At 57.4% G+C, this 19,139-nt stretch carries 18 protein-coding genes and 3 tRNA genes; 13 read left to right on the top strand and 8 right to left on the bottom strand.

What is annotated here, in order from left to right:
• Positions 1–127 (bottom strand): GTP-binding protein (locus QZ869_RS04225; protein WP_244455647.1); only part of this gene is annotated, 127 nt, incomplete at its 3' end.
• A 350-nt stretch (positions 128–477) separates the two neighbouring features.
• Here QZ869_RS04225 and QZ869_RS04220 point away from each other — a divergent pair.
• Both QZ869_RS04220 and QZ869_RS04215 read left to right on the top strand, forming a co-directional pair.
• The gene (locus tag QZ869_RS04220) at positions 478–1,110 is read left to right on the top strand and encodes a TerC family protein (RefSeq protein ID WP_296036475.1); all 633 of its coding nucleotides are present in this window, start codon (positions 478–480) and stop codon (positions 1,108–1,110) included.
• A gap of 246 nt (positions 1,111–1,356) precedes the next feature.
• A complete protein-coding gene (locus QZ869_RS04215; RefSeq protein ID WP_296017134.1) occupies positions 1,357–1,479 on the top strand; it encodes a hypothetical protein in 123 nt (40 codons plus the stop codon).
• A gap of 296 nt (positions 1,480–1,775) precedes the next feature.
• Here the strand turns inward: QZ869_RS04215 and QZ869_RS04210 are convergent.
• Positions 1,776–1,849, bottom strand: a tRNA-Gly gene (locus tag QZ869_RS04210).
• Between the two features lie 25 nt (positions 1,850–1,874).
• A tRNA-Tyr gene (locus tag QZ869_RS04205) sits at positions 1,875–1,959 on the bottom strand.
• Positions 1,960–2,194: 235 nt separating this feature from the next.
• Here QZ869_RS04205 and QZ869_RS04200 point away from each other — a divergent pair.
• Together QZ869_RS04200 and QZ869_RS04195 are read left to right on the top strand one after the other, a co-directional pair.
• The gene (locus QZ869_RS04200; RefSeq protein WP_296102650.1) at positions 2,195–3,076 is read left to right on the top strand and encodes an RNA methyltransferase; all 882 of its coding nucleotides are present in this window, start codon (positions 2,195–2,197) and stop codon (positions 3,074–3,076) included.
• Positions 3,077–3,140: 64 nt separating this feature from the next.
• Positions 3,141–3,551 carry an acyl-CoA thioesterase gene (locus QZ869_RS04195; protein ID WP_296085279.1) on the top strand — a complete coding sequence of 137 codons (411 nt, stop codon included), beginning with the start codon at positions 3,141–3,143 and terminating at the stop codon, positions 3,549–3,551.
• A 79-nt stretch (positions 3,552–3,630) separates the two neighbouring features.
• On the opposite strand, the gene QZ869_RS04190 is transcribed toward QZ869_RS04195, so the two are convergent.
• Both QZ869_RS04190 and QZ869_RS04185 read right to left on the bottom strand, forming a co-directional pair.
• Positions 3,631–4,812, bottom strand: a complete 1,182-nt coding sequence (locus QZ869_RS04190; protein ID WP_296102648.1) for a DUF1501 domain-containing protein — start codon at positions 4,810–4,812, stop codon at positions 3,631–3,633.
• Between the two features lie 3 nt (positions 4,813–4,815).
• Entirely contained in the window at positions 4,816–6,387 is a 1,572-nt protein-coding gene (locus QZ869_RS04185; RefSeq protein WP_296102645.1) for a DUF1800 domain-containing protein, read from the bottom strand.
• Positions 6,388–6,562: 175 nt separating this feature from the next.
• Here QZ869_RS04185 and QZ869_RS04180 point away from each other — a divergent pair, with 175 nt between their 5' ends.
• Together QZ869_RS04180 and QZ869_RS04175 are read left to right on the top strand one after the other, a co-directional pair.
• On the top strand, positions 6,563–6,967 hold the full coding sequence (locus QZ869_RS04180; protein ID WP_296085273.1) for a DUF2946 domain-containing protein: 405 nt from the start codon (positions 6,563–6,565) through the stop codon (positions 6,965–6,967).
• 176 nt (positions 6,968–7,143) lie between these two features.
• Positions 7,144–8,583 carry a PepSY domain-containing protein gene (locus tag QZ869_RS04175; protein WP_296102643.1) on the top strand — a complete coding sequence of 480 codons (1,440 nt, stop codon included), beginning with the start codon at positions 7,144–7,146 and terminating at the stop codon, positions 8,581–8,583.
• Between the two features lie 37 nt (positions 8,584–8,620).
• On the opposite strand, the gene QZ869_RS04170 is transcribed toward QZ869_RS04175, so the two are convergent.
• Positions 8,621–9,046 (bottom strand): GNAT family N-acetyltransferase, encoded by a 426-nt coding sequence (locus QZ869_RS04170; RefSeq protein ID WP_296102641.1) that lies wholly within the window; start codon positions 9,044–9,046, stop codon positions 8,621–8,623.
• A 307-nt stretch (positions 9,047–9,353) separates the two neighbouring features.
• On the opposite strand from QZ869_RS04170, the gene uvrB reads away from it, so the two are divergent.
• Together uvrB and QZ869_RS04160 are read left to right on the top strand one after the other, a co-directional pair.
• Positions 9,354–12,314 (top strand): excinuclease ABC subunit UvrB, encoded by a 2,961-nt coding sequence (gene uvrB / locus QZ869_RS04165; RefSeq protein WP_296102639.1) that lies wholly within the window; start codon positions 9,354–9,356, stop codon positions 12,312–12,314.
• An 86-nt stretch (positions 12,315–12,400) separates the two neighbouring features.
• On the top strand, positions 12,401–13,351 hold the full coding sequence (locus QZ869_RS04160; protein ID WP_296102638.1) for an alpha/beta hydrolase family protein: 951 nt from the start codon (positions 12,401–12,403) through the stop codon (positions 13,349–13,351).
• Between the two features lie 64 nt (positions 13,352–13,415).
• Here the strand turns inward: QZ869_RS04160 and QZ869_RS04155 are convergent, their stop codons facing one another.
• A complete protein-coding gene (locus QZ869_RS04155) occupies positions 13,416–15,074 on the bottom strand; it encodes a DUF6119 family protein (protein WP_296102635.1) in 1,659 nt (552 codons plus the stop codon).
• A 200-nt stretch (positions 15,075–15,274) separates the two neighbouring features.
• Between QZ869_RS04155 and QZ869_RS04150 the strand changes: the two genes are divergently transcribed.
• Both QZ869_RS04150 and QZ869_RS04145 read left to right on the top strand, forming a co-directional pair.
• A complete protein-coding gene (locus tag QZ869_RS04150) occupies positions 15,275–15,751 on the top strand; it encodes a PRC-barrel domain-containing protein (protein WP_296085261.1) in 477 nt (158 codons plus the stop codon).
• Between the two features lie 306 nt (positions 15,752–16,057).
• Positions 16,058–16,642, top strand: a complete 585-nt coding sequence (locus QZ869_RS04145; RefSeq protein WP_296036480.1) for a DUF922 domain-containing Zn-dependent protease — start codon at positions 16,058–16,060, stop codon at positions 16,640–16,642.
• Positions 16,643–16,772: 130 nt separating this feature from the next.
• On the opposite strand, the gene QZ869_RS04140 is transcribed toward QZ869_RS04145, so the two are convergent.
• Complete coding sequence (locus QZ869_RS04140; protein WP_296014901.1) at positions 16,773–17,375, bottom strand: J domain-containing protein; 603 nt, start codon at positions 17,373–17,375, stop codon at positions 16,773–16,775.
• Positions 17,376–17,801: 426 nt separating this feature from the next.
• On the opposite strand from QZ869_RS04140, the gene QZ869_RS04135 reads away from it, so the two are divergent.
• The 3 genes from QZ869_RS04135 to QZ869_RS04125 all read left to right on the top strand — a co-directional run bounded on the left by QZ869_RS04135 (position 17,802) and on the right by QZ869_RS04125 (position 19,099).
• Entirely contained in the window at positions 17,802–18,278 is a 477-nt protein-coding gene (locus QZ869_RS04135) for a VOC family protein (RefSeq protein WP_296102632.1), read from the top strand.
• 319 nt (positions 18,279–18,597) lie between these two features.
• A tRNA-Thr gene (locus QZ869_RS04130) sits at positions 18,598–18,673 on the top strand.
• 186 nt (positions 18,674–18,859) lie between these two features.
• On the top strand, positions 18,860–19,099 hold the full coding sequence (locus QZ869_RS04125) for a hypothetical protein (protein ID WP_296102631.1): 240 nt from the start codon (positions 18,860–18,862) through the stop codon (positions 19,097–19,099).
• The last annotated feature ends 40 nt before the right edge of the window (positions 19,100–19,139 follow it).

The following is a 19,139-nucleotide window of genomic DNA, read 5'->3' as shown; positions in this document are numbered from 1 at the left end:
CATACGCCTTGAACTCGCCGAAGAACTTCGTGATCGCTGCCGTCAGAGACGTCTTGCCGTGGTCAACGTGACCGATCGTGCCGATGTTGACGTGCGGCTTCGTCCGCTCAAACTTGCTCTTTGCCATGTGAATTGCTTCCTGTGAACGTGAAGTAGTTTCCCCGGCGAACCGGTTTGGTGTCGCCGTTTAAGGCTTTGTAACCGAATGCGCAAGACTTAATTGTCAAGGCACCGAATCCACAGCCGAAAGCGGCAGGATTGGCGCCATATGGGGATCTTCATCCGCGTTATCAACCACTTTAATGGCGAGCGGAGCGCCGCAGCGGCACTTACTCTTTACGCTCCTACGATTCATGTCATATTGCAAAACGAAGTCGCCAGGGGGAAACGGCGATTTGAAAAGGACTCTCGCAATCTCAACACCTCTTTCGGCGTCGCGTCTTGCGCGGCCCTCGAGCATACGCTTCGGGATATAGAATGGAAATCTTCACAGCAGCAGGCTTCACAGCCTTTCTACAGGTCATTGCCATAGACTTGGTTCTCGCGGGCGACAACGCCATCGTCATCGGCCTTGCCGCAGCAGGCCTCCCCGCTCATCTGCGCCGCAAGGCCATCCTTGTCGGCATTATTGCCGCCACCGTATTACGCATCGCCTTCGCGGCATTGACCGTGCAGCTCCTCGCCATCGTCGGCCTTCAGCTTTTCGGCGGCCTCCTGCTCGTTTGGGTGTGCTGGAAGATGTGGAGCGAACTGCGCGAACAAAATTCCTCGGGCGCAGACACGGTTACCGATGAGGAGGCCGATCTGACCAAGGGTCACAAGACCTTCTTCCAGGCGGCCACCCAGATCGTCATTGCTGACGTATCCATGTCGCTAGACAATGTTCTGGCCGTTGCCGGTGCTGCGCAGGACCACGTGACGGTTCTCATTATCGGGCTCGTCGTGTCGATCGCACTCATGGGCCTTGCCGCCAACCTCGTCGCTAAGCTGCTCCACCGTTATCGCTGGATTTCCTATGTCGGCCTCGCTGTCATCGTCTATGTAGCAGCGAACATGCTGTACCATGGCGGATTGGAAGTCTGGCCTTACCTACAGCCTTACTTCAGCTGACGCGAGAAGCGATCGCTCTCATATTGGAGAGCCCGAATACCGTATTTCGGGCTTTTCATTCCGGCTTCGGATGCATCGCCTGCGTGCGCGTTTATTACTATTGATTCTTCTTACGAGCGACTATCGCTTGGCAAGAGGCAAGCCAATGAATTTGCCTATCCGATCTGATAATTTCCGTCAGCTTCGCGCAAGCATAAAAGATCATTACTTTAGATGTAAAAAATAATCAGAAGGATGCCTGAATCAATGGCTTATGACTGGTCCGGCGGCCGCACACGGCGCTTTCGACAGTTAAAGATCGGCGCAGCACTCACCTTCATCCTGCTGGCCTTACTGGTCGTGCAGTTACTTTATACCGCAACGAGCTGACCATCCTGAGTTCTGACGACCTGTAGCGACAGCACAGACGTAAAGCAGACGCATTTGGCCTCAACCATTTACGTCACTGCCGATGCCCCGACCAGACCCGCAAAACAGCGCTGCGAATCCAAATTGGCAATACCGCGCCTGGGTTTGGACAATACGAAGTGCAGGCGATAAGGCCGCAGCCATACTCACTCTGATTCTGCTGACGGAATGGAATCACGTTGCCGAAGGTGGGCGTCGCAAAGAGCGACAGCGACCGGTGATCGCTCAACAACATCAAATTAAAAAAGCGGGAAAATTGGAGCGGGTAGCGGGAATCGAACCCGCGTATTCAGCTTGGAAGGCTGCTGCTCTACCATTGAGCTATACCCGCGGCGGTGATTTCGATCCGTGCAGAATGGTGGAGGGAGTTGGATTTGAACCAACGTAGGCTGAGCCAACGGATTTACAGTCCGTCCCCTTTAACCACTCGGGCATCCCTCCAGTATTCTGCGAGGATCAAGCGACCAAGCTTAGTCCAGATGTCCGTTCGGCGCTGCGCCGTTCGTCGTCTGTGGCCGCGTATATGACGGCCCTTCATCGTTCTGTCAACACGATCAGTGACGAAATTTCAGGAAAAAATTCCAACAGTGTCAAAGCCCTGTGGATGGCGTTGGTCGATGCCCTGCGCAACAGTGGGGGGACTGGTGCGGATGATGCGGCAACGATATAAGGCGACATGAGCAAAGACGATCCCAAAGACAAAACCACCCGCGACACGCACTATGCCAACCTTCGACGCGCTGTGCGCGACGGTAAGCGCGAACGCGGAGAAATCCCCACACCGCCACAACAGAAGCGCCGCAACAGAGGCGCTGACGACTGGAAACCGCCGCAGCTTGGCGCGGATCAGGTCTACCTCTACGGCCTGCATACGGTGCGCGCGGCACTCGCCAACGAAGAACGGCAACTCATCAAGCTGTCCGTCACCCAAAACGCTTTCGCGCGCCTTGAAATCGGTGAAGCAAGCGCCCAGCCCTTCCCCGTCGAGATGGTCGCGCCGCAGGAGATCGACAAGGTTCTCGGGCCCGACGCTATTCATCAGGGCGCGATGCTGGAAACCCGGCCGCTGCCGGTGCGCAAGCTTTCGGCCTTGAAGGAAAGCCCGCTGATCCTGGTTCTCGATCAGGTGACCGATCCGCACAATGTCGGCGCCATCATGCGCTCGGCGGTCGCCTTCAACGCCGGCGCGCTGATCACCACCATGCGCCACAGCCCGACCGAATCCGGCGTCTTGGCTAAATCAGCCTCCGGCGCGCTGGAAATGATCCCCTACATCCAGATCACCAATCTTGCCGATGCTCTCTCCGAACTCCACAAGCTCGGCTTCACTTCCATCGGCCTCGATTCAGAAGGCCCCGCCCCCATCGAGCAAACCTTCAGCGGCAACAAGATCGCGCTCGTCCTTGGTGCCGAAGGCAAGGGCCTGCGCCAGAAGACACGCGAAACGGTGACGCATTTGGCGCGCCTCGACATGCCGGGCGAAATCAAGTCACTCAATGTCTCGAATGCAGCCGCCATCGCACTGTATGCAACGCAGCAGTTTCTGGCGAAGGCGTAAGGCACGCAAAGGACAGACACCGCCGCAATCGTAAGACTTAAAACAGCCCTGGAGAGACAGCCCCATGAACCAAGCCCCCAAGCCCACCGGCGAACTGACGCTTCGCACGCTGGCCATGCCGGCCGATGCCAACCCGGCGGGCGATATTTTCGGGGGCTGGGTCATGTCTCAGATGGACTTGGCGAGCGGCATTCGTGCCGCCGAACGGGCGCGCTGTCGCGTGGTGACGGCAGCGGTGAAGGAAATGGCTTTCGAGCTTCCAGTCAAGATCGGCGATACGCTCTCCATCTACACCGACATCACACGCACGGGCCGCACATCTATCACCCTTTGCGTCGAAGCGTGGGCACAACGGTCGCGCTACGACAAGCTGGAGAAGGTCACGGCGGGCACCTTCATCATGGTTGCCATGGATGAGAACGGCAAGCCGGCACCGCTTCCCCCGCAAATCCCCGTCGAGACGATCGACGTCTGAGCGGCCGCTGTCACGACATGCGTTCAGACTCAACACTGAAGCGTGAGAAGCTGATCAAGAAGATCGCGGCATGCTCTTGTCATATCTTGAGATAGGCCGACGATCTGTCAAAGGACAGTCCCGGAAAAATGCCATTGGTCAGAGCTTCGCTACCGACATCGAATTGGCGGTAGAGCATGGCGGCGGCCAGCTCGCGCACGTCGCCGGTCGGCATCAGATCCCGGTCGTCCAGCAACTTGCCCTCGCCCAACTCCGGCCATTTGCCCAGCACCCTACCACCCTGGATACCTCCACCTGCGAGAATGGCAACGCCGCCCGTACCATGATCCGTGCCGCCAGTACCATTTTCCCGCACGGTGCGGCCGAACTCGGTCATCGCCAGAACCATGGTCGTCTTCCAAACATCGGGTCCCAACGCATCTTTCAGCGTGGTCAGTGCGATGGTCAAGTCCTTTACCGTGCGGGCGAACTGCGCCTTCTGGCCCGCATGCGTATCCCAACCATCGACGGAGAAGCTGGCGATGCGGTAATCCTCGCGCAGCATGCCGCCCGCAAGTTTCGCAATGTCGCGAATGCCCTGCCCGCGCTTTTCATCCTGAAAAAGCTGCTCGGCCGCGATGTCGGTGCGCAAGGCTTCGGCAAGCACCCGGCTAAACTCGGCATCATTGGCATAGAGCCGCTTGAAGAAACCGACTTCATCCGCTGCCATCGTCATATTGGAACTCGAAGCCCAGACATCCGCCTCATTCGGCCCTGATAGAATAAGCTCCATCGATGTGTTGATATCGATGGCCTTGCGATCCTCCGACCGCGGAATGGCGGAAAGCGCCCGGTTCAGCCAGCCAGTGCGCTCGCCATGCACAGCCTGCGCACCGCTCTCTAGCATGTCCTGACCATCGAAATGGCTCCGCTGGTCGCGATAAGGCGTTGAAACCGCATGGACGAAGGCCAACTCCTTCGAATGCCACATGGGCATCAGAGCATCAGCCGCAGGGTTCAGGCCAAAATGTCCATCAAGATCGATCAGGCCGTCGTCTGGCTTCAGCGCCAATGTCGGACGAAACTGAGCGAAGGCGGGATCGCCATAGGGCTGCACCAGATCGAGCCCGTCCATAGCACCGCGTAGAACAATCGTGACGAAACGGTTCTCGCCCGGCATCGCGGCAAAGCTGACCGGGGAAAAAACCGGCACCGCCGCCGCACAACAAGCAGTCATCAGGAAGCTGCGGCGGCTCAAAATCATATCCTGAGAGAAGGCCATGTCCTATCTCCTGTTGAATTCGGGGGAAGACAACGCGAGCGTCAGACCGCTGACACGGTTCGGCGCCTGTCCCACCACACGGATCGTGTCGTCGCGCGCCTGATCGGCCAGCGACACTTCGAGAAGCTTTTTAGGTTCCATGTCCTTGCCGAGCGTGCCGGCTGCTTTACGCGCCCAGAGAATGCGCTCGCTCATCTGGCTTGGCGAAAGCCAGGATGCGACGCCCTCCTCGAATCCGGCTGGGCTTGGCGGTTGCCAAACCGGCTGGCCCATGCGGCGAAGTGCTGCGACCGTCAGCGTCCGGGCAAGGCTTGCTTTCGGCTTTGGCAGTTGCGCTGGATCGGATGGCATCACGGCCTTCATATCCGCAGCAGGCTTGTCCATCGCCATCTGTCCGGCATCGCCAGGCATCGCCGGCGCCATCTCCTCACCGCTGCTCTTCAGCGCCTGCTGTGCCGCGGCTGCGATCGGCGTATCAAACGGCGTGTAGCTGTCATCACCATCCGGAGACATGCGCTCTCGCCAGTTTTTACGGGTAATTCCGAAAGCCCGAAGTCCGGAGACAACATAGTCGAATGGCAGTTTCATCTTGGCGCCGGGCTCCTGCCACGCGCGCGCGTGATTGAGCATTGCGGCATAGACCTTGGCCAGATGCCCGTCGCTCGCCTTCCACTCTTGTACCATCGCAGTGACGACATCCGGGGGCGGATCGTCGGAAATGAAGTGGGTCACGAGTTTGCGGCAGATATGCTGCGCCGTCTCGGTTCTGCTCGCCAGATCGTCCAGCATGACGAGACAGTCATCGGCCGAGCGCGGGTCCCCACCGTATTTGACGCCCAGGACCTTGATCTCACCGGGTTCCGCCATGCGCGGGCGAAACAGCATCTCGTAATGATCGTCCACCGTCATGCCGGTCAGCACCAGCGCCGCGGATCGCACATCGGCCTGCGTATAGCCGCTGCCCGCGCCCATCGTGTGCAACTCGATCAGTTCCCGACCAAGATTCTCATTCAGGCCCTTCTTGCGGTTCTGCGCCGCAGCAGACTGTGGTCCGGTCGATTGCGCCTGATCGAGATAGATCAGCATGGCGGGATGGAGAACCGCCGCCTGCAACAGGTCGCGGAACGATCCTGCAAGGTGCGGACGAATGGCCTCGACCTCATAGAGCGGCGTGATCATGCGCATTGGAAAAGATTTATGCGCATTGACCGAGAAGTGGTCGAACCAGAAAGCCGCCAGCCGCTCATGAAAGCCATAGGGCGAGAATGTCGCCTGAAGCACGCGTGCAAGGCTATCGCGCTGGAAACTTTGCTCTGCCTTGCGTTGCAATTGCTGGCGCGCCGCGCGATCGTTCTCGGCGTCTTTCTTGGCAATCTTCAGAGCCTCAAACCCCTTGGCGAGGTCATCGGCCCGCTGCCGCGCATCAAAGGCACCGCCTATGGGAAAGAAGCTTTCCTTTAGCGGCGCATCTACCAGTTGGACCAGTAGATCGTCCCTGTTCCGGCTGAGTATCTGGTCCGGTGCAAGACCGTAACCATAGCGGATCGCCGCTATCGTTGGAGAAAACGGAGCCATGTTTGCCACTCCTGCCAACTGTCAATGGCAAGAGAATCCCAGCCAAATCCGGCAGAAAAGCTGCAGAACTGCGGCATTTTGCCGACATGGACAATTTGTAACCCACCGCGGTGGTGTTTACCGTGTCACCTTTGCCGCAGTGACATGATGGCGAAAATGTGCCACTGCATATGCCATGAAGCTTATTCGCAGGATCATGCAGGATCGCAGTTCGGCTGGCGCTGTCGCAGTGCTGGCCCTGCTGCTGTTTCTGCTGCAAGGTCTTGCCAATGGCGTGGCGCACGGCAGCATGGCGGCCACCGCACTTGCGGCTGATGATATCATCTGTGCGGCTCATCTACCGGATGGCAGCGTTCAAAAACAATCGCCTGCCGAGAAGCTCGCCAATAGCTGCTGTGGCACACTCTGCCGCCTCGCTTCTGCATCCTTCACTGCTTTGCTGGCAAGTCCGAGCGAAATTGCCGGGCGTATCGTGCCGCATGTCCACGTCACGCTTTGGCGTTGGAGTGAAAGCAGGATTCCTGCGCCGCCCACGCACGAGCAGCAGCCCCGCGGCCCTCCCACTCCTTTTCACGCATGATCCGAGGCGCATCTCTGAAACGGAGAACGCGTCGATAACAATCAGCCTCGGCGCTGGTTACGGACATATGTCGCGTAGATCGCCTCGATTCCCGACGGCGATTCTACTGTCCGACCTGCGTTGAAATCTCCAGCGGGCATGTCACCGACTGCCTGCACCCTTTTGCGGAGTCAATAATGTCGATCAGCACCACTTCCGTGGGTGAACGCGTGAGCGCGCCGTCATCGCTCAATCTCTATCGCGCCGTCTGGCGCTGGCATTTTTACGCCGGTCTCTTCGTCCTTCCCTTCATGATAACGCTGGCCATCACCGGCGGGCTCTATCTCTTCAGGGATGAGTTGGACAATGCTTTCCATTCCAACCTGAAGCGGATCGAGGTGACAGAAACCGCCGCTGTCCTACCGTCGACAATCGTCGCCAACGCCGTCGCAGCTTTCCCAGGCACTGCCGTCAAACTCACTCAACCCGCCGATCCCGGCGCATCAACGGAAGTCACCGTGAGCACACCGGAGGGTAAGCGCGCCGTCTATGTGAATGGCTACACCGGACAAGTACTCGGCTCCCTGCCGGATCGCGGCACCGTCATGTGGACTATCCGTACGCTCCATAGCCTCAAATACTTCGGCACCTACGCCCGCTACCTCATCGAGATCGCCGCGGGCTGGTCGATCCTGCTGGTGGCGACCGGCATCTATCTCTGGTGGCCGCGTAACCAGACCGGCGGCGTGGTTTCCGTTCGCGGTACGCCCAAGAAGCGCGTCTTCTGGCGGGATATGCACGCCGTTACCGGCATCTTCGTCGGCGGCTTCATCGTCTTCCTCGCCATCACCGGCATGCCATGGTCGGGCGTGTGGGGTGGGAAGGTCAATGAATGGGCCAACGGCAACAATTTCGGTTATCCGGCAGGCGTGCGCGTCGATATCCCCATGTCTGGTGAACGGCTCGACAATGTCTCGAAAACCTCTTGGTCGCTGGAGCAGGCAAAGATACCGACGTCAGAGGGTCACGATCATGGGCAGCACGTGGAGACCGCACCCTCAATGCCTACGGATCATATGGCGATGAACCACGACCATGGCGATGAGATGCCGGCCCCCATCGGCATCGATAAGGCGATCGCTCGCTTCGATGAACTCGGCCTCTCAGCCGGTTATGCAGTGGCGCTGCCGACCAAACCGCAGGGCGTCTATAGCGGCTCCATTTACCCGGACGATCTTTCCAAACAGCGGGTCATCCATCTGGATCAATATACCGGCAAGCCGCTGATCGACATGAGCTACGCCGATTACGGCCCGCTTGGTCGCGGACTGGAATGGGGCATCAACGTGCATATGGGCCAGCAATTCGGGCTTGCCAACCAGATCGTGCTGGCACTGGCGTGCCTCGCCATCATCCTGCTTGCCGTGTCCGGCGGCGTCATGTGGTGGAAGCGTCGTCCGAAAGGCTCGCTCGGCGTTCCGCCCATGCCTCAGAGCAAGCGTACGCTTTACGGACTAGCCGCAATCCTGGCCGTGGGTGGGATCATCTTTCCCTTGGTCGGCGCAAGCCTGATCGTCATGCTGATTCTCGATCTGGTGGTCCAGAAGGTCGGGCAAAAGCACAAGACCGCTTTATGAACTGAGCGATCCCGGCTCGGATGACGACCGATCAGCGTCAACCGAGTCGATAGGCCTTGCAGACACGATCGTCCGTCGTACGATAGGTTCGGAACCCGATGGCTTCGTAATAAGCCTGCCCCATGTCATTATCGGCGCCAATACTGGCGTCGATATCCTTTAGGCCAAAAGCCTCGGCTGCTTTGAGTGTCACCTTTAACAGCGCCTTGCCAACACCGCGTCGCGCAGCGAAGGGGCTGACATGCGTGCCGATGATGCCCCAACCTTCAGCTACACCGTAAGGATTGCCAGCAGCGGTGGCGAGCTTCAGCGCCTGAAAGCCAAGAATGCGCCCATCCTCATCGACGGCAACCGTGCAGGCGATTCGGGCCGGATCCGAGATATAGTTAGTCGTGACAGTCTCAACATCCGTGGAGCTGTTTCGCAGCCCCGCCGCAAAGATTTCGTTCTGCACTGCAGCCATACCTTGCGCGTCTTCTTCTGTTGCGGGGCGCGTAATCGTGACACTACCTCTTGTCTGCAAGGTTCAAGCCGGACCTCGATCCGCCGTCCAGCGGCGATGACGAGAACCAATATCGTTTTGTCTCCTGCCGCGTAACCCACACTCGAAGCATTTGACCGCGACCAGAAACGCTTTTCGAAGCGGGCTAAAAAACGACGATAAGAACGCGGCGGATAGCCTCTTGTTCCAATAAAACCGTTGCCTTTTTGTACTCGTTTTTTAGCGCTCGCCTCTTCCCTTTGCGCATCAAGCTCTCCATATTCCTCGCATGGCCAGATCACCCAAAAAACCCTCCGAAAGCTCCCCCTCCAATGGTTTTGAAGAGATGCCGCAGGCGTCCTTCGAAGGCGCTCCCCTCTCCGGCTCTGTTGCCGATTGGGTGAAGCAGCTGGAAGCGGAAGCCGAAGCGACCTCCGTCGAAACCCAGCGCGAAGTCGCCTCCAAGGCGGGCAAGCACCGCAAGAAGATCGAGATCGAAGCGCGCAAGGAAGCGGAAAAAGCAGCCGCAAAGGCCAGCAAGACGCCGACAGCCTCCAAGACGTCACGCGGCGTTTCCATTGGCGGCTCGTCCGATCCGAAGACCCGTGCCGCCGCGGGCCTCAATCCGGTCGCGGGCATGGACATATCGCTGGAAGATGCCGCATCCCTGGCGCCCGGTGCGGTAACCGCCACGGTGGATGCACTTTCCAAGCTCATCGAAAGCGGCAACCCGCTCTTCAAGGATGGCAAGCTGTGGACGCCCCACCGGCCTGCGCGGCCGCCGAAGTCCGAGGGCGGCATCGCCATTGAAATGGTGACGGACTACAAGCCCTCCGGCGACCAGCCGACGGCGATTGCCGATCTGGTGGAAGGCATCAATTCCGGTGATCGCTCCCAGGTGCTTCTCGGCGTCACCGGCTCGGGCAAGACCTTTACCATGGCGAAAGTTATCGAGGCCACCAATCGCCCGGCGGTCATTCTGGCTCCTAACAAGACGCTTGCAGCGCAGCTCTATTCCGAGTTCAAGAACTTCTTCCCCAACAACGCGGTCGAGTATTTCGTTTCTTACTACGACTACTACCAGCCGGAAGCCTATGTGCCGCGCTCGGATACATTCATCGAGAAGGAATCCTCGATCAACGAGCAGATCGACCGGATGCGCCACGCCGCCACCCGTGCCATTCTGGAGCGTGACGACTGCATCATCATCGCCTCCGTCTCCTGCATTTACGGTATCGGCTCGGTGGAAACCTACACCGCCATGACCTTCCAGATGCAGGTCGGCGACAAATTGGATCAGCGCCAGCTGCTGGCTGACCTCGTGGCGCAGCAATATAAGCGGCGCGACATGGATTTTCAGCGCGGCTCCTTCCGCGTGCGCGGCGATACGATCGAGCTTTTCCCGGCCCACTTGGAAGATGCCGCCTGGCGCATTTCCATGTGGGGAGACGAGATTGAAAGCATCACCGAATTCGACCCGCTGACCGGACAGAAGACCGGCGATCTGCAATCGGTCAAGATCTACGCCAACTCGCACTATGTGACGCCGCGCCCCACGCTGAACGGCGCCATCAAGGCGATCAAGGAAGAGCTGAAACATCGTCTGGCGGAACTGGAAAAGGCTGGCCGCCTGCTGGAAGCCCAGCGCCTGGAGCAGCGCACCCGCTATGACATAGAAATGATGGAAGCCACCGGCTCCTGCAACGGCATTGAAAACTACTCTCGATACCTGACGGGGCGCACGCCCGGCGAGCCGCCGCCGACGCTGTTCGAATATATTCCGGACAACGCGCTGATCTTCATTGACGAATCCCACGTCACCATTCCGCAGATCGGCGGCATGTATCGCGGCGACTTTCGCCGTAAGGCAACGCTGGCCGAATATGGCTTCCGCCTGCCCTCGTGCATGGACAACCGCCCGCTGCGCTTCGAGGAGTGGGACGCCATGCGTCCGCAAACCGTGGCCGTGTCGGCGACACCCGGCGGCTGGGAAATGGAACAGGCGGGCGGCGTCTTCGCCGAACAGGTCATTCGCCCGACGGGCCTTATCGATCCGCCAGTGGAAGTGCGCTCCGCACGATCCCAGGTGGACGACGTCCTGGGGGAAATCCGCGAGACTGCGGCCAAGGGCTATCGCACGCTCTGCACCGTGCTGACCAAGCGCATGGCCGAAGACCTGACAGAATATCTGCATGAACAAGGCGTTCGCGTGCGCTACATGCACTCGGATATCGACACGCTGGAGCGCATCGAAATCATTCGCGATCTGCGCCTCGGCGCTTTCGACGTGCTGGTGGGCATCAATCTGCTGCGCGAAGGTCTCGACATTCCCGAATGCGGCTTCGTCGCGATTCTGGATGCGGACAAGGAAGGCTTCCTGCGCTCCGAAACCTCGCTCATCCAGACCATCGGTCGCGCTGCGCGTAACGTCGATGGCAAGGTCATCCTCTATGCGGACAAGGTGACGGGCTCCATGAAGCGGGCGATGGAGGAAACCACCCGCCGTCGCGAAAAGCAGATGGCCTATAATGAAGAGCACGGCATCACGCCGGAATCGGTCAAGGCCAAGATCTCCGACATTCTTGATTCAGTTTATGAACGCGACCACGTAAGGGCCGATATTTCCGGCGTTTCCGGCAAGGGCTTTGCGGATGGCGGCCACCTCGTCGGCAACAATCTTCAGGCGCATCTCAACGCCATGGAAAAACAGATGCGCGACGCCGCAGCCGATCTCGACTTCGAAAAGGCTGCCCGCCTGCGCGACGAAATCAAGCGCCTCAAAGCCGTCGAGCTTGCGGCAATGGATGACCCGATCGCCAAGCAAGAGGCGTCGAATGCAGAAGGCGTACGGGGGAAAGACACCTCGGGCAAAGCCAGAAAGACGGGACCGGAGGGGGACGCCCCGTCCTCAGAAGCCAACGGCAAATCCCTCTTCGCAAAACCCTCGCTGGACGACATGGGCCCTGGCACCGACACGGCCAAGCCTCTCTTCCGCAAGAACACGCTGGACGAAATGACCGTTGGCCGCACGGAAAAACCCGTCCGCGGCGCAGCGCCGGAAAAGCCTGCGACCCAAACCGGCAAGCGAGTCTCCCCCCTTCTGGAAGGGCTGCCCGAACCCGCCAATGGCGGCAAGGACGATCCTCGCCCGTTGAAGCGTGGCAAGGTCGGCGTCGGCTCCTATGAGGATCCCGGCGAACAGAAGCGAAAGGGCCGCACGAAAGGCAAAACGGGCCGTCCGGGACGGTAGCCCGCGCGCAGATGAACGTCTCGCGGGAACATTCAGGCGCGCAACGACATTGCCGTTGCGCGCAATGAACCGGAAGGAGAAGCGCTATGCGGTTGCACACACTTGCTCTTTCGGCACTGGCATTCGCCTGCCTCACTTCGCCCGCCCTGTCCGGCACCCTCAGCGACGCCACGTTCCACAGCAATGCGCTAAACGCCGATTTGCCGGTGATTATCTACCGCCCGGATGGCGAGCCGCCAGAAAATGGCTGGCCGGTTCTTTATTTGCTGCACGGCCATGATGGCGACCAGAACAGCTGGCGCGATCTTGGCAATATCGAAAAGACGCTGGACGGAATGATCGCCGCCGGCACGATACGCCCACTGGTCGTCGTCATGCCGGGCGTAAAGAACAGCTGGTATGTCGATTCCGCCGCCGTTGATGGCCCCGGCGATTACGAAACCGCTCTCACCGGCGATCTGCGCGTCCATGTCGAAAGTAGGTTACCGGTGCGCAAGGACAGGCAAGGCCGCGCCATTGCCGGCCTTTCCATGGGTGGCTTCGGCGCGCTGCACCTGGCCTACGCCCACGAAGACCTCTACGCTGCAGTCGCCAGCCTGTCGGGCGCCATATGGCAGAATGTTCCCGCCTCCGATCTCGACAAGACCCCGGCGGAGTTGAAACTCATTCAGGACAGCGCCTTCTTCCACCGCGTCGACCGCACCACCGTCACCAGCGGCATCGTCCTGCCCTCCACCGGCGACCACTTCTCCGGCGCTTTCGGCACGCCCTTCGATGCAAGGCTCTTCAACGAAAAGAACATCTTCACCCTCGTCGCCCAGCACGTCGCCGAATCCCAGGACCTCCCCGCCACCTACCTGACCGTCGGAGACCACGACGGCTTCTTCCTCTGGCGCGGCGCCGTTGCGCTGCATGAAACGCTACAGGCCGACAACCGCAAATCGGAATTGCGCATTACCGATGGCGATCACGTTTGGTCGCTGTGGAAGGTGTCGATTGTCGATGCGTTGAAGTTTGTGGACGGGGAGTGGAGATGAATCGTACTCTTTGCCCACAGCGATTTGCAGGACATAGGTGCATGGGGATCTCTGAATGTGGCGTCTAATCTTCCTGTGTTATGAAACCTAAGGCGACGTTTGCTCCAGACACATGTATTTCTCTGACCGCATAATGCAGCGCGACCTTCGCAAAAAAGGGAATGTCAAAGTCGCCGTTTTTTCGTGGCTTATCGATGATCCTAAATTCAATTGTATTAGTTCCCTTGCCCAAGTTGCTCACAGATAGAGCGTCTTTTTCACGGTTCGTCGCGTTGAGCTTAACAGAAATCGATTCAAGAAACTTTGGGTCACGTAACATGCGAGACGCGGTAGCCCCCTGACGAAACAAATGGTGCAGCGGACCTGATGTTCTCGACCCCTTTTTTACGTGGAGTAGACGGGGAGTTTCGCCGGGTATAAGGAGATCGCATAACTCGTTTCTTTGATTGGCGATACCGGGAGCTGAGCCGGTTTCCTTATCCAGATAAATAAGACCTAGATCCAGCGCCACGCGCTGATTATATTCGCCTTCGGGCTCTAAACCTTTCTTAACTTTTCCCGCTTCTTCTTGTTCAATGATTTTCGCCGCCGGAAGTTCGCCGTCGTTCACGCCAGATCGCACAGATGTAAATGTTTCTTGGATAGCGGTTCGAAACTGATCTGCAACGTTGAACCATTTACCATCGTCGAGAGTGTACAGCATCCCGTCATGCTCTACCGACCCCTGTAAGCACCTATATACTTTCCACATTTTTTTTGGGACATCAGAAGCCGCATCTATCACTTTGACAGTGTGATTATTCTTTATGTTTTTTAGTATAAGTTCTCTTTGATCATTTAAGTCATCAAATGCGGTTTTAAGTTGATCGATGTAGTCTTCAATATTGAGCTCCTCATAAGTTTTTTTACTTCTAAGCCCCTTGTAAGAGAAAACACCAAACTGATCCCACTCAACAATATCTGGAGAACACAGCAAGAAATCTGGGCTGTCGCCAAGGATGTTATCTAACATGAGCCCATCAAGCGTCCTCACCAGCTTTGGCTTTTTAATGGGCTTCATTGACCGTATGAATTCAAGCCCTTTGGTCTTGTATGCCTCTGCCTCATATTGAAGTAAAACAGTGTCGAGGATAGTAGGTAAAAGCGATAGGTCGTCTGGGCCAGAAAATTTAAAGCCCGAAGAACCGGACAATGACTTCCCCAAATTCCCTTCTGATTTCCCGCCCAAACGCTTAATGAATGTCAATGCAGTGTCTATATCGAACATAGTCATCGCAGATAAGCGATCCGCCTGAAAGCGCGACTTCATCCCAGCCGAAGGATTGTTTGAATCAATAAACCTGAGACTTGATTCCTCGATCTCATTCACCGTGACCATGAGACCGAAATCTGCCTCAACCATTTGATCATTTATTCCGAAGGCTCCCGTCCCAAATGGCACGACGAAATGACGTCCCTTATATTTTATGTAAAGGATGACGCCGTTCAGAGTATTCTCAATGTCCTCGACTTCAGGAAAATAATTTTCAACGAATTCCGTCCACTTTGGGCTTTTTTTAATTTTTCTTAATTTCAAAAGTTGAACATCTTCAAATTCGTCGATTTCCTTTCTACTCCAAAAAACTACATGGTCCGATATTTGCTGGGTTAGTTTCTTAGATAATACGTCCGAAGGAGCCTGCACCTCATTAGTGCACAGATAAAGAGTTAAGGGCTGCCCCATGCTTTCCTCCGAATTGTAAGGCGCGATTAAACAACCCTAGTTTGAAATCATGCCACAGGAAATCAAGCAAGTTCTAATAAAGGATCAGCCAAAAATAGTTTTGGCGTAAAAGAAGGTAATAAGCGACCGGGAACCAAATCCACCCCCACCCGTTCTTCCCCCGAACAAAATGTTCAGCATACAAAAGGGAAGAAACATTCATGAAAAACAAGGTTTTCGCACTGGCCGCCGTTGCAGCCCTGACCTCCTCCGTCGCTTTCGCCCAGACGGCTGCACCTGCCGCTCCGGCAGCACCTGCACCAGCCGCTGCTGGCTCTGATGCGATGATGTCTGGTCCAGGCTTCACCATGGGCACCAAGCCGGCTGGCCCGCTGAAGTTCGTCAACGTGCAGAAGACCGACCTGACAGCTGATCAGCTCGAAGGCATGAACATCTACAATGCCCAGAACGAAGAGATCGGCGAAATCGAAGACGTCGTCATCGGCGACGGCAAGGCTGTCATCGGCATCGTCGCAAGCGTCGGCGGCTTCCTCGGCATCAATGAGAGCTATGTCGTTCTCGACCCGACCTCCGTTGCCATCAACAACGACAATGGCACGTGGAAGGCTCACGTCGATACCACCAAGGAAGCGCTTCAGAACGCTCCGAAGCTGGATTATGACAAGCTTGACGATTGATTGATCGCACGTGCCCTCGGGCGGTCGATCAAAGGCCCCTGCGTTTCATGCGCAGGGGCCTTTTTCTTGTGCTTTCTCAGTTTCGGCCGATAGATCGACAACGGCATTTGTCCGTTGCGACCCGCCTAGCCTAAACGGGCAGTAGCGACACCGCCCGAGCGTGGTAAGAAGCAGTGAGTTCTTCGTCGCCACCCAGACCTTGCGAGATCCAAAAGGCCGCTTGCCCGCCATACTCCAGTTCGCTTATCGTCCGGCGCATGATCAAAGAGGACTTTTGCGTTGCTCACCTTCCGCTTCACCGCTGCCGTGGCCGGTCTTGTCACCGCTTTTCTGACACCCATTGCCGCCCAAGCTCAAAGTGGTAGCTGGAAGCCCTCCGAACAGATCAAAACCTATGCGATTTCCGGCAATTCCGGCATCGAGCTTTATCGTTCCATCGGCGAGCGCGGGCCACAGGCCGGTGTCCAGGCTGTGGCGCACACCACGTTCAAGCTCACCTGGCGGCGGGATTATCGCCCGCAGGCAGATGGTGCCTGCGTCCTGGCGACGGCGCGACCCAATCTCACGATCATCTACACATGGCCGAAGGCGCCCGCCAAACTGTCGCCGGAGGTCGCTGCGAGCTGGCAACGCTTCATTGCTGGCGTGGAAAAGCACGAACGGGTGCATGGCGAGCATATTCTCGACATGGTGAGGAAGATCGAGGCCTATAGTGTGGGTCTAAGGGCGCAAGATGATCCAAAATGCCAGAAGGTTCGCGCCGTGTTGCAGCAGCGACTGAAGGAATTGTCAGACGAACAGCGCCAGCGCGGGCGCGATTTCGACAAGGTCGAACTCACCGATGGCGGCGCGGTTCACCAACTCATTCTGGCACTGGTGAACGGCCCTTGAGAATCGATGGCGTCTGAAAGCATGACGTGGCTGCGCCGACGATCATCGAGAGAAAGAGTGTGTGGAAGCATCGGGCATAGATCGGCAAAAGCGTAAAAGGCCTTGAGCAGCCCCCCGTTGGATAAGCGCCCTACTCCGCCGCTTCGCCCTTCAGCGCCGGTTCCACCATCATCACCCGCTCAAGTTCGTAGGAATAGCCTTCCAGCATCGTATAGGCCTGCTCTATGACCTCGATCTGGTGTTCGGCATTGCGGATCGCATCGGCAATCGACTGGCTGCGGGCGCGCAGCATCGAACCCAGAACATCCGTTTCCGGCTTTTTGCCCAGCCGGTCCATGTGTTTGCGCACGCGGGTGCGGTGGCGCTCCAGCTCCAGAATATGGAAGCGGCTTTTGAGAATATCGTCGGTCAGCTTGCGCCGCATTGCCGCGACGGGATCGAAACTGCCCGGCTCTCGCTCATCCAGAATGAACTCGTTTACCAGGGTTTCCAGCATCAGCAGACCCTTCAAATCCTTTGGATCGGCCAGTTGCGGATCGTAACCGGTATCGTCGAACACCTTGCGGCGCACCGGGTCTTTCAACAGATCATAGGCCAGTTGCAGCTTGGCAAACTGGTCGGCATCGCCGCCGCTGTCCGGATGGGCGTTCTTCGCCGCCTTGCGATAGGCAGCCTTGATAGCAGCCTCATCCGCCTCGCGCTCAACACCCAGCAAAACATAAGGATCGATCACCGAAACACCTGTACTCGCATTACCGAAATCCGCCTTTGTGGGTGATGCCACGCACAAAGGCTGGCGGGATCATACGCAATTTCGCCAGCCACGGCACCCCTCGCCCGCAGTTTTGAACGTAAAAGGCCAAACCGCTCGACCCAACGAAGCGCCCAAAGCGCCTTCGCCCGCAAATTTGTTCAGCGCGTGACCATGATAGGCGAAGGAGGGACAAAATTGTGGAAAGCTGCTACGAAATCATACCTGAAAGCTATTCTGCACAGTCAGCGAGAACCTTATCCATTCCACATTCATCGTCGGCCCTGGCCGCCTTGAAGGTGATCGAACCCAGGCTATAAGTTGCTATAGGGATTGAAAGTGCTGTGACTTGTAGCCGAATGGCTTACTGTAGCGTGACGCAACTGCCCGATATGAGAGGACCCAAAAATGGCCGAAGATGCAGGCGTGATAGCTGTCGATCATACAGGGTTTTCGGTCGCTTCGTTGGAGGAGGCGATCCAGTTCTGGACTGAGGCGATGGGTTTCGACCTTGCTCGCCGGGGCGAGATGGGTGGAGAGTTCCTACGGGAAGCCACGGGGGTTGCCGACCCGCGCTGCCGAATGGCGCTGGTGACGGCTCCAAATGGCTACCCTATCGAGCTTCTCGAATACTCGACAGGCCCCACGCTCGGCCAGACACCTCGTAGCGCCGGCGCGATCGGCGCCGCGCACATCGCCTTCACGGTTACGGATATAAACAAGGCCATCTCTCGGATCCAAAAGGCCGGGTGGGCAGTGAAGGGTTCGCCACAACCGATACCAGCCGGGTCTCGATGCGGAACGATCGTCGCGTATGTCTCCGGCCCGGATGGTATTACCATAGAGCTGATGCAGCCGCCTGTTGACAGTTCAGGCGTCGTTTAACGTCATTCCGCTCCGGGAACGCTGAATCTCGTGTAGGTTTTACGTTGCGTTGCATCGAGCCGCTACGCCCACTCGGTTTTTCGTCGCAAGATCGGTCCTGCGAAGGATGCTCTCACGGTTATGGTTCGTCGGCATCTGGCTGACGAGCTTGCGCTTTCTCAGTCTTTCCTCATCCGCGATCGGATGAATGATCGCGGGAAAAGGCATCATACACGCTTTGGACGAGATCAATCGCGCTCGACCGACCTGCTTTTTGACGCGACAGAAAAGTTTTCCCTTTACAAGAAGGGGGAATCTGCTAATTCGGCGGCACTGGATTGCCCTTGTAGCTCAGTTGGTAGAGCACCTGATTTGTAATCAGGGGGTCGCGGGTTCGAACCCTGCCGGGGGCACCAGTTATATTTCCCTATTGTAAGTCTCCTCCTCGAAAACATCTATGCTGCTTTCGCACGGCACCAGTTCCGTTCTCCTGCGCGTTTGCTATCCTTTTGGGTCCAACCGCCAAAAAGCTTGCGCTGCTGGAAAAAGTGTGGCTCTGACAACCGCACTTGAGCTGAGCATCAGCCTGAACGAATAGGAGCATGACGGTGAGTGAATTGACGGTAAAGGACGCAACGGATCGCATCTACGAATCCTTGCGCGCAGATAACGCCGATATCGATCTGCACATCGCCAATCTCAAGTCCGCGCTGAAGAGGGAAGGCTTGAAGGAAGCAACATTCGACGCGTCCAAGCTTTCGCATAACAACCGCTCCGGACGTAAGCTGATGCAGGCCTATTTTCGCCAGCGCGGCGTAACCGTAAAGTTCGACGGCGTTTAACACGCCTCTCGACACACGGTGTCGTAGGTCGTGCGACTTC

The sequence above is a fragment of the uncultured Agrobacterium sp. genome (assembly GCF_913777885.1).
GTDB lineage: Bacteria > Pseudomonadota > Alphaproteobacteria > Rhizobiales > Rhizobiaceae > Agrobacterium.
The sequence above is the reverse complement of the archived record's forward strand: the minus strand, read 5'-3'. Positions and strand labels throughout refer to the sequence as shown.

Coding starts and splice junctions, on each gene's coding strand:
- QZ869_RS04190 (WP_296102648.1), bottom strand. CDS start 4,812: ATGGCCTTCTCTCAGGATATGATTTTGAGCCGCCGCAGCTTCCTGATG.
- QZ869_RS04170 (WP_296102641.1), bottom strand. CDS start 9,046: ATGGCTGCAGTGCAGAACGAAATCTTTGCGGCGGGGCTGCGAAACAGC.
- QZ869_RS04200 (WP_296102650.1), top strand. CDS start 2,195: ATGAGCAAAGACGATCCCAAAGACAAAACCACCCGCGACACGCACTAT.
- uvrB (WP_296102639.1), top strand. CDS start 9,354: ATGGCCAGATCACCCAAAAAACCCTCCGAAAGCTCCCCCTCCAATGGT.
- QZ869_RS04125 (WP_296102631.1), top strand. CDS start 18,860: ATGACGGTGAGTGAATTGACGGTAAAGGACGCAACGGATCGCATCTAC.
- QZ869_RS04160 (WP_296102638.1), top strand. CDS start 12,401: ATGCGGTTGCACACACTTGCTCTTTCGGCACTGGCATTCGCCTGCCTC.
- QZ869_RS04215 (WP_296017134.1), top strand. CDS start 1,357: ATGGCTTATGACTGGTCCGGCGGCCGCACACGGCGCTTTCGACAGTTA.
- QZ869_RS04185 (WP_296102645.1), bottom strand. CDS start 6,387: ATGGCTCCGTTTTCTCCAACGATAGCGGCGATCCGCTATGGTTACGGT.
- QZ869_RS04150 (WP_296085261.1), top strand. CDS start 15,275: ATGAAAAACAAGGTTTTCGCACTGGCCGCCGTTGCAGCCCTGACCTCC.
- QZ869_RS04175 (WP_296102643.1), top strand. CDS start 7,144: ATGTCGATCAGCACCACTTCCGTGGGTGAACGCGTGAGCGCGCCGTCA.
- QZ869_RS04195 (WP_296085279.1), top strand. CDS start 3,141: ATGAACCAAGCCCCCAAGCCCACCGGCGAACTGACGCTTCGCACGCTG.
- QZ869_RS04155 (WP_296102635.1), bottom strand. CDS start 15,074: ATGGGGCAGCCCTTAACTCTTTATCTGTGCACTAATGAGGTGCAGGCT.
- QZ869_RS04220 (WP_296036475.1), top strand. CDS start 478: ATGGAAATCTTCACAGCAGCAGGCTTCACAGCCTTTCTACAGGTCATT.
- QZ869_RS04135 (WP_296102632.1), top strand. CDS start 17,802: ATGGCCGAAGATGCAGGCGTGATAGCTGTCGATCATACAGGGTTTTCG.
- QZ869_RS04180 (WP_296085273.1), top strand. CDS start 6,563: ATGAAGCTTATTCGCAGGATCATGCAGGATCGCAGTTCGGCTGGCGCT.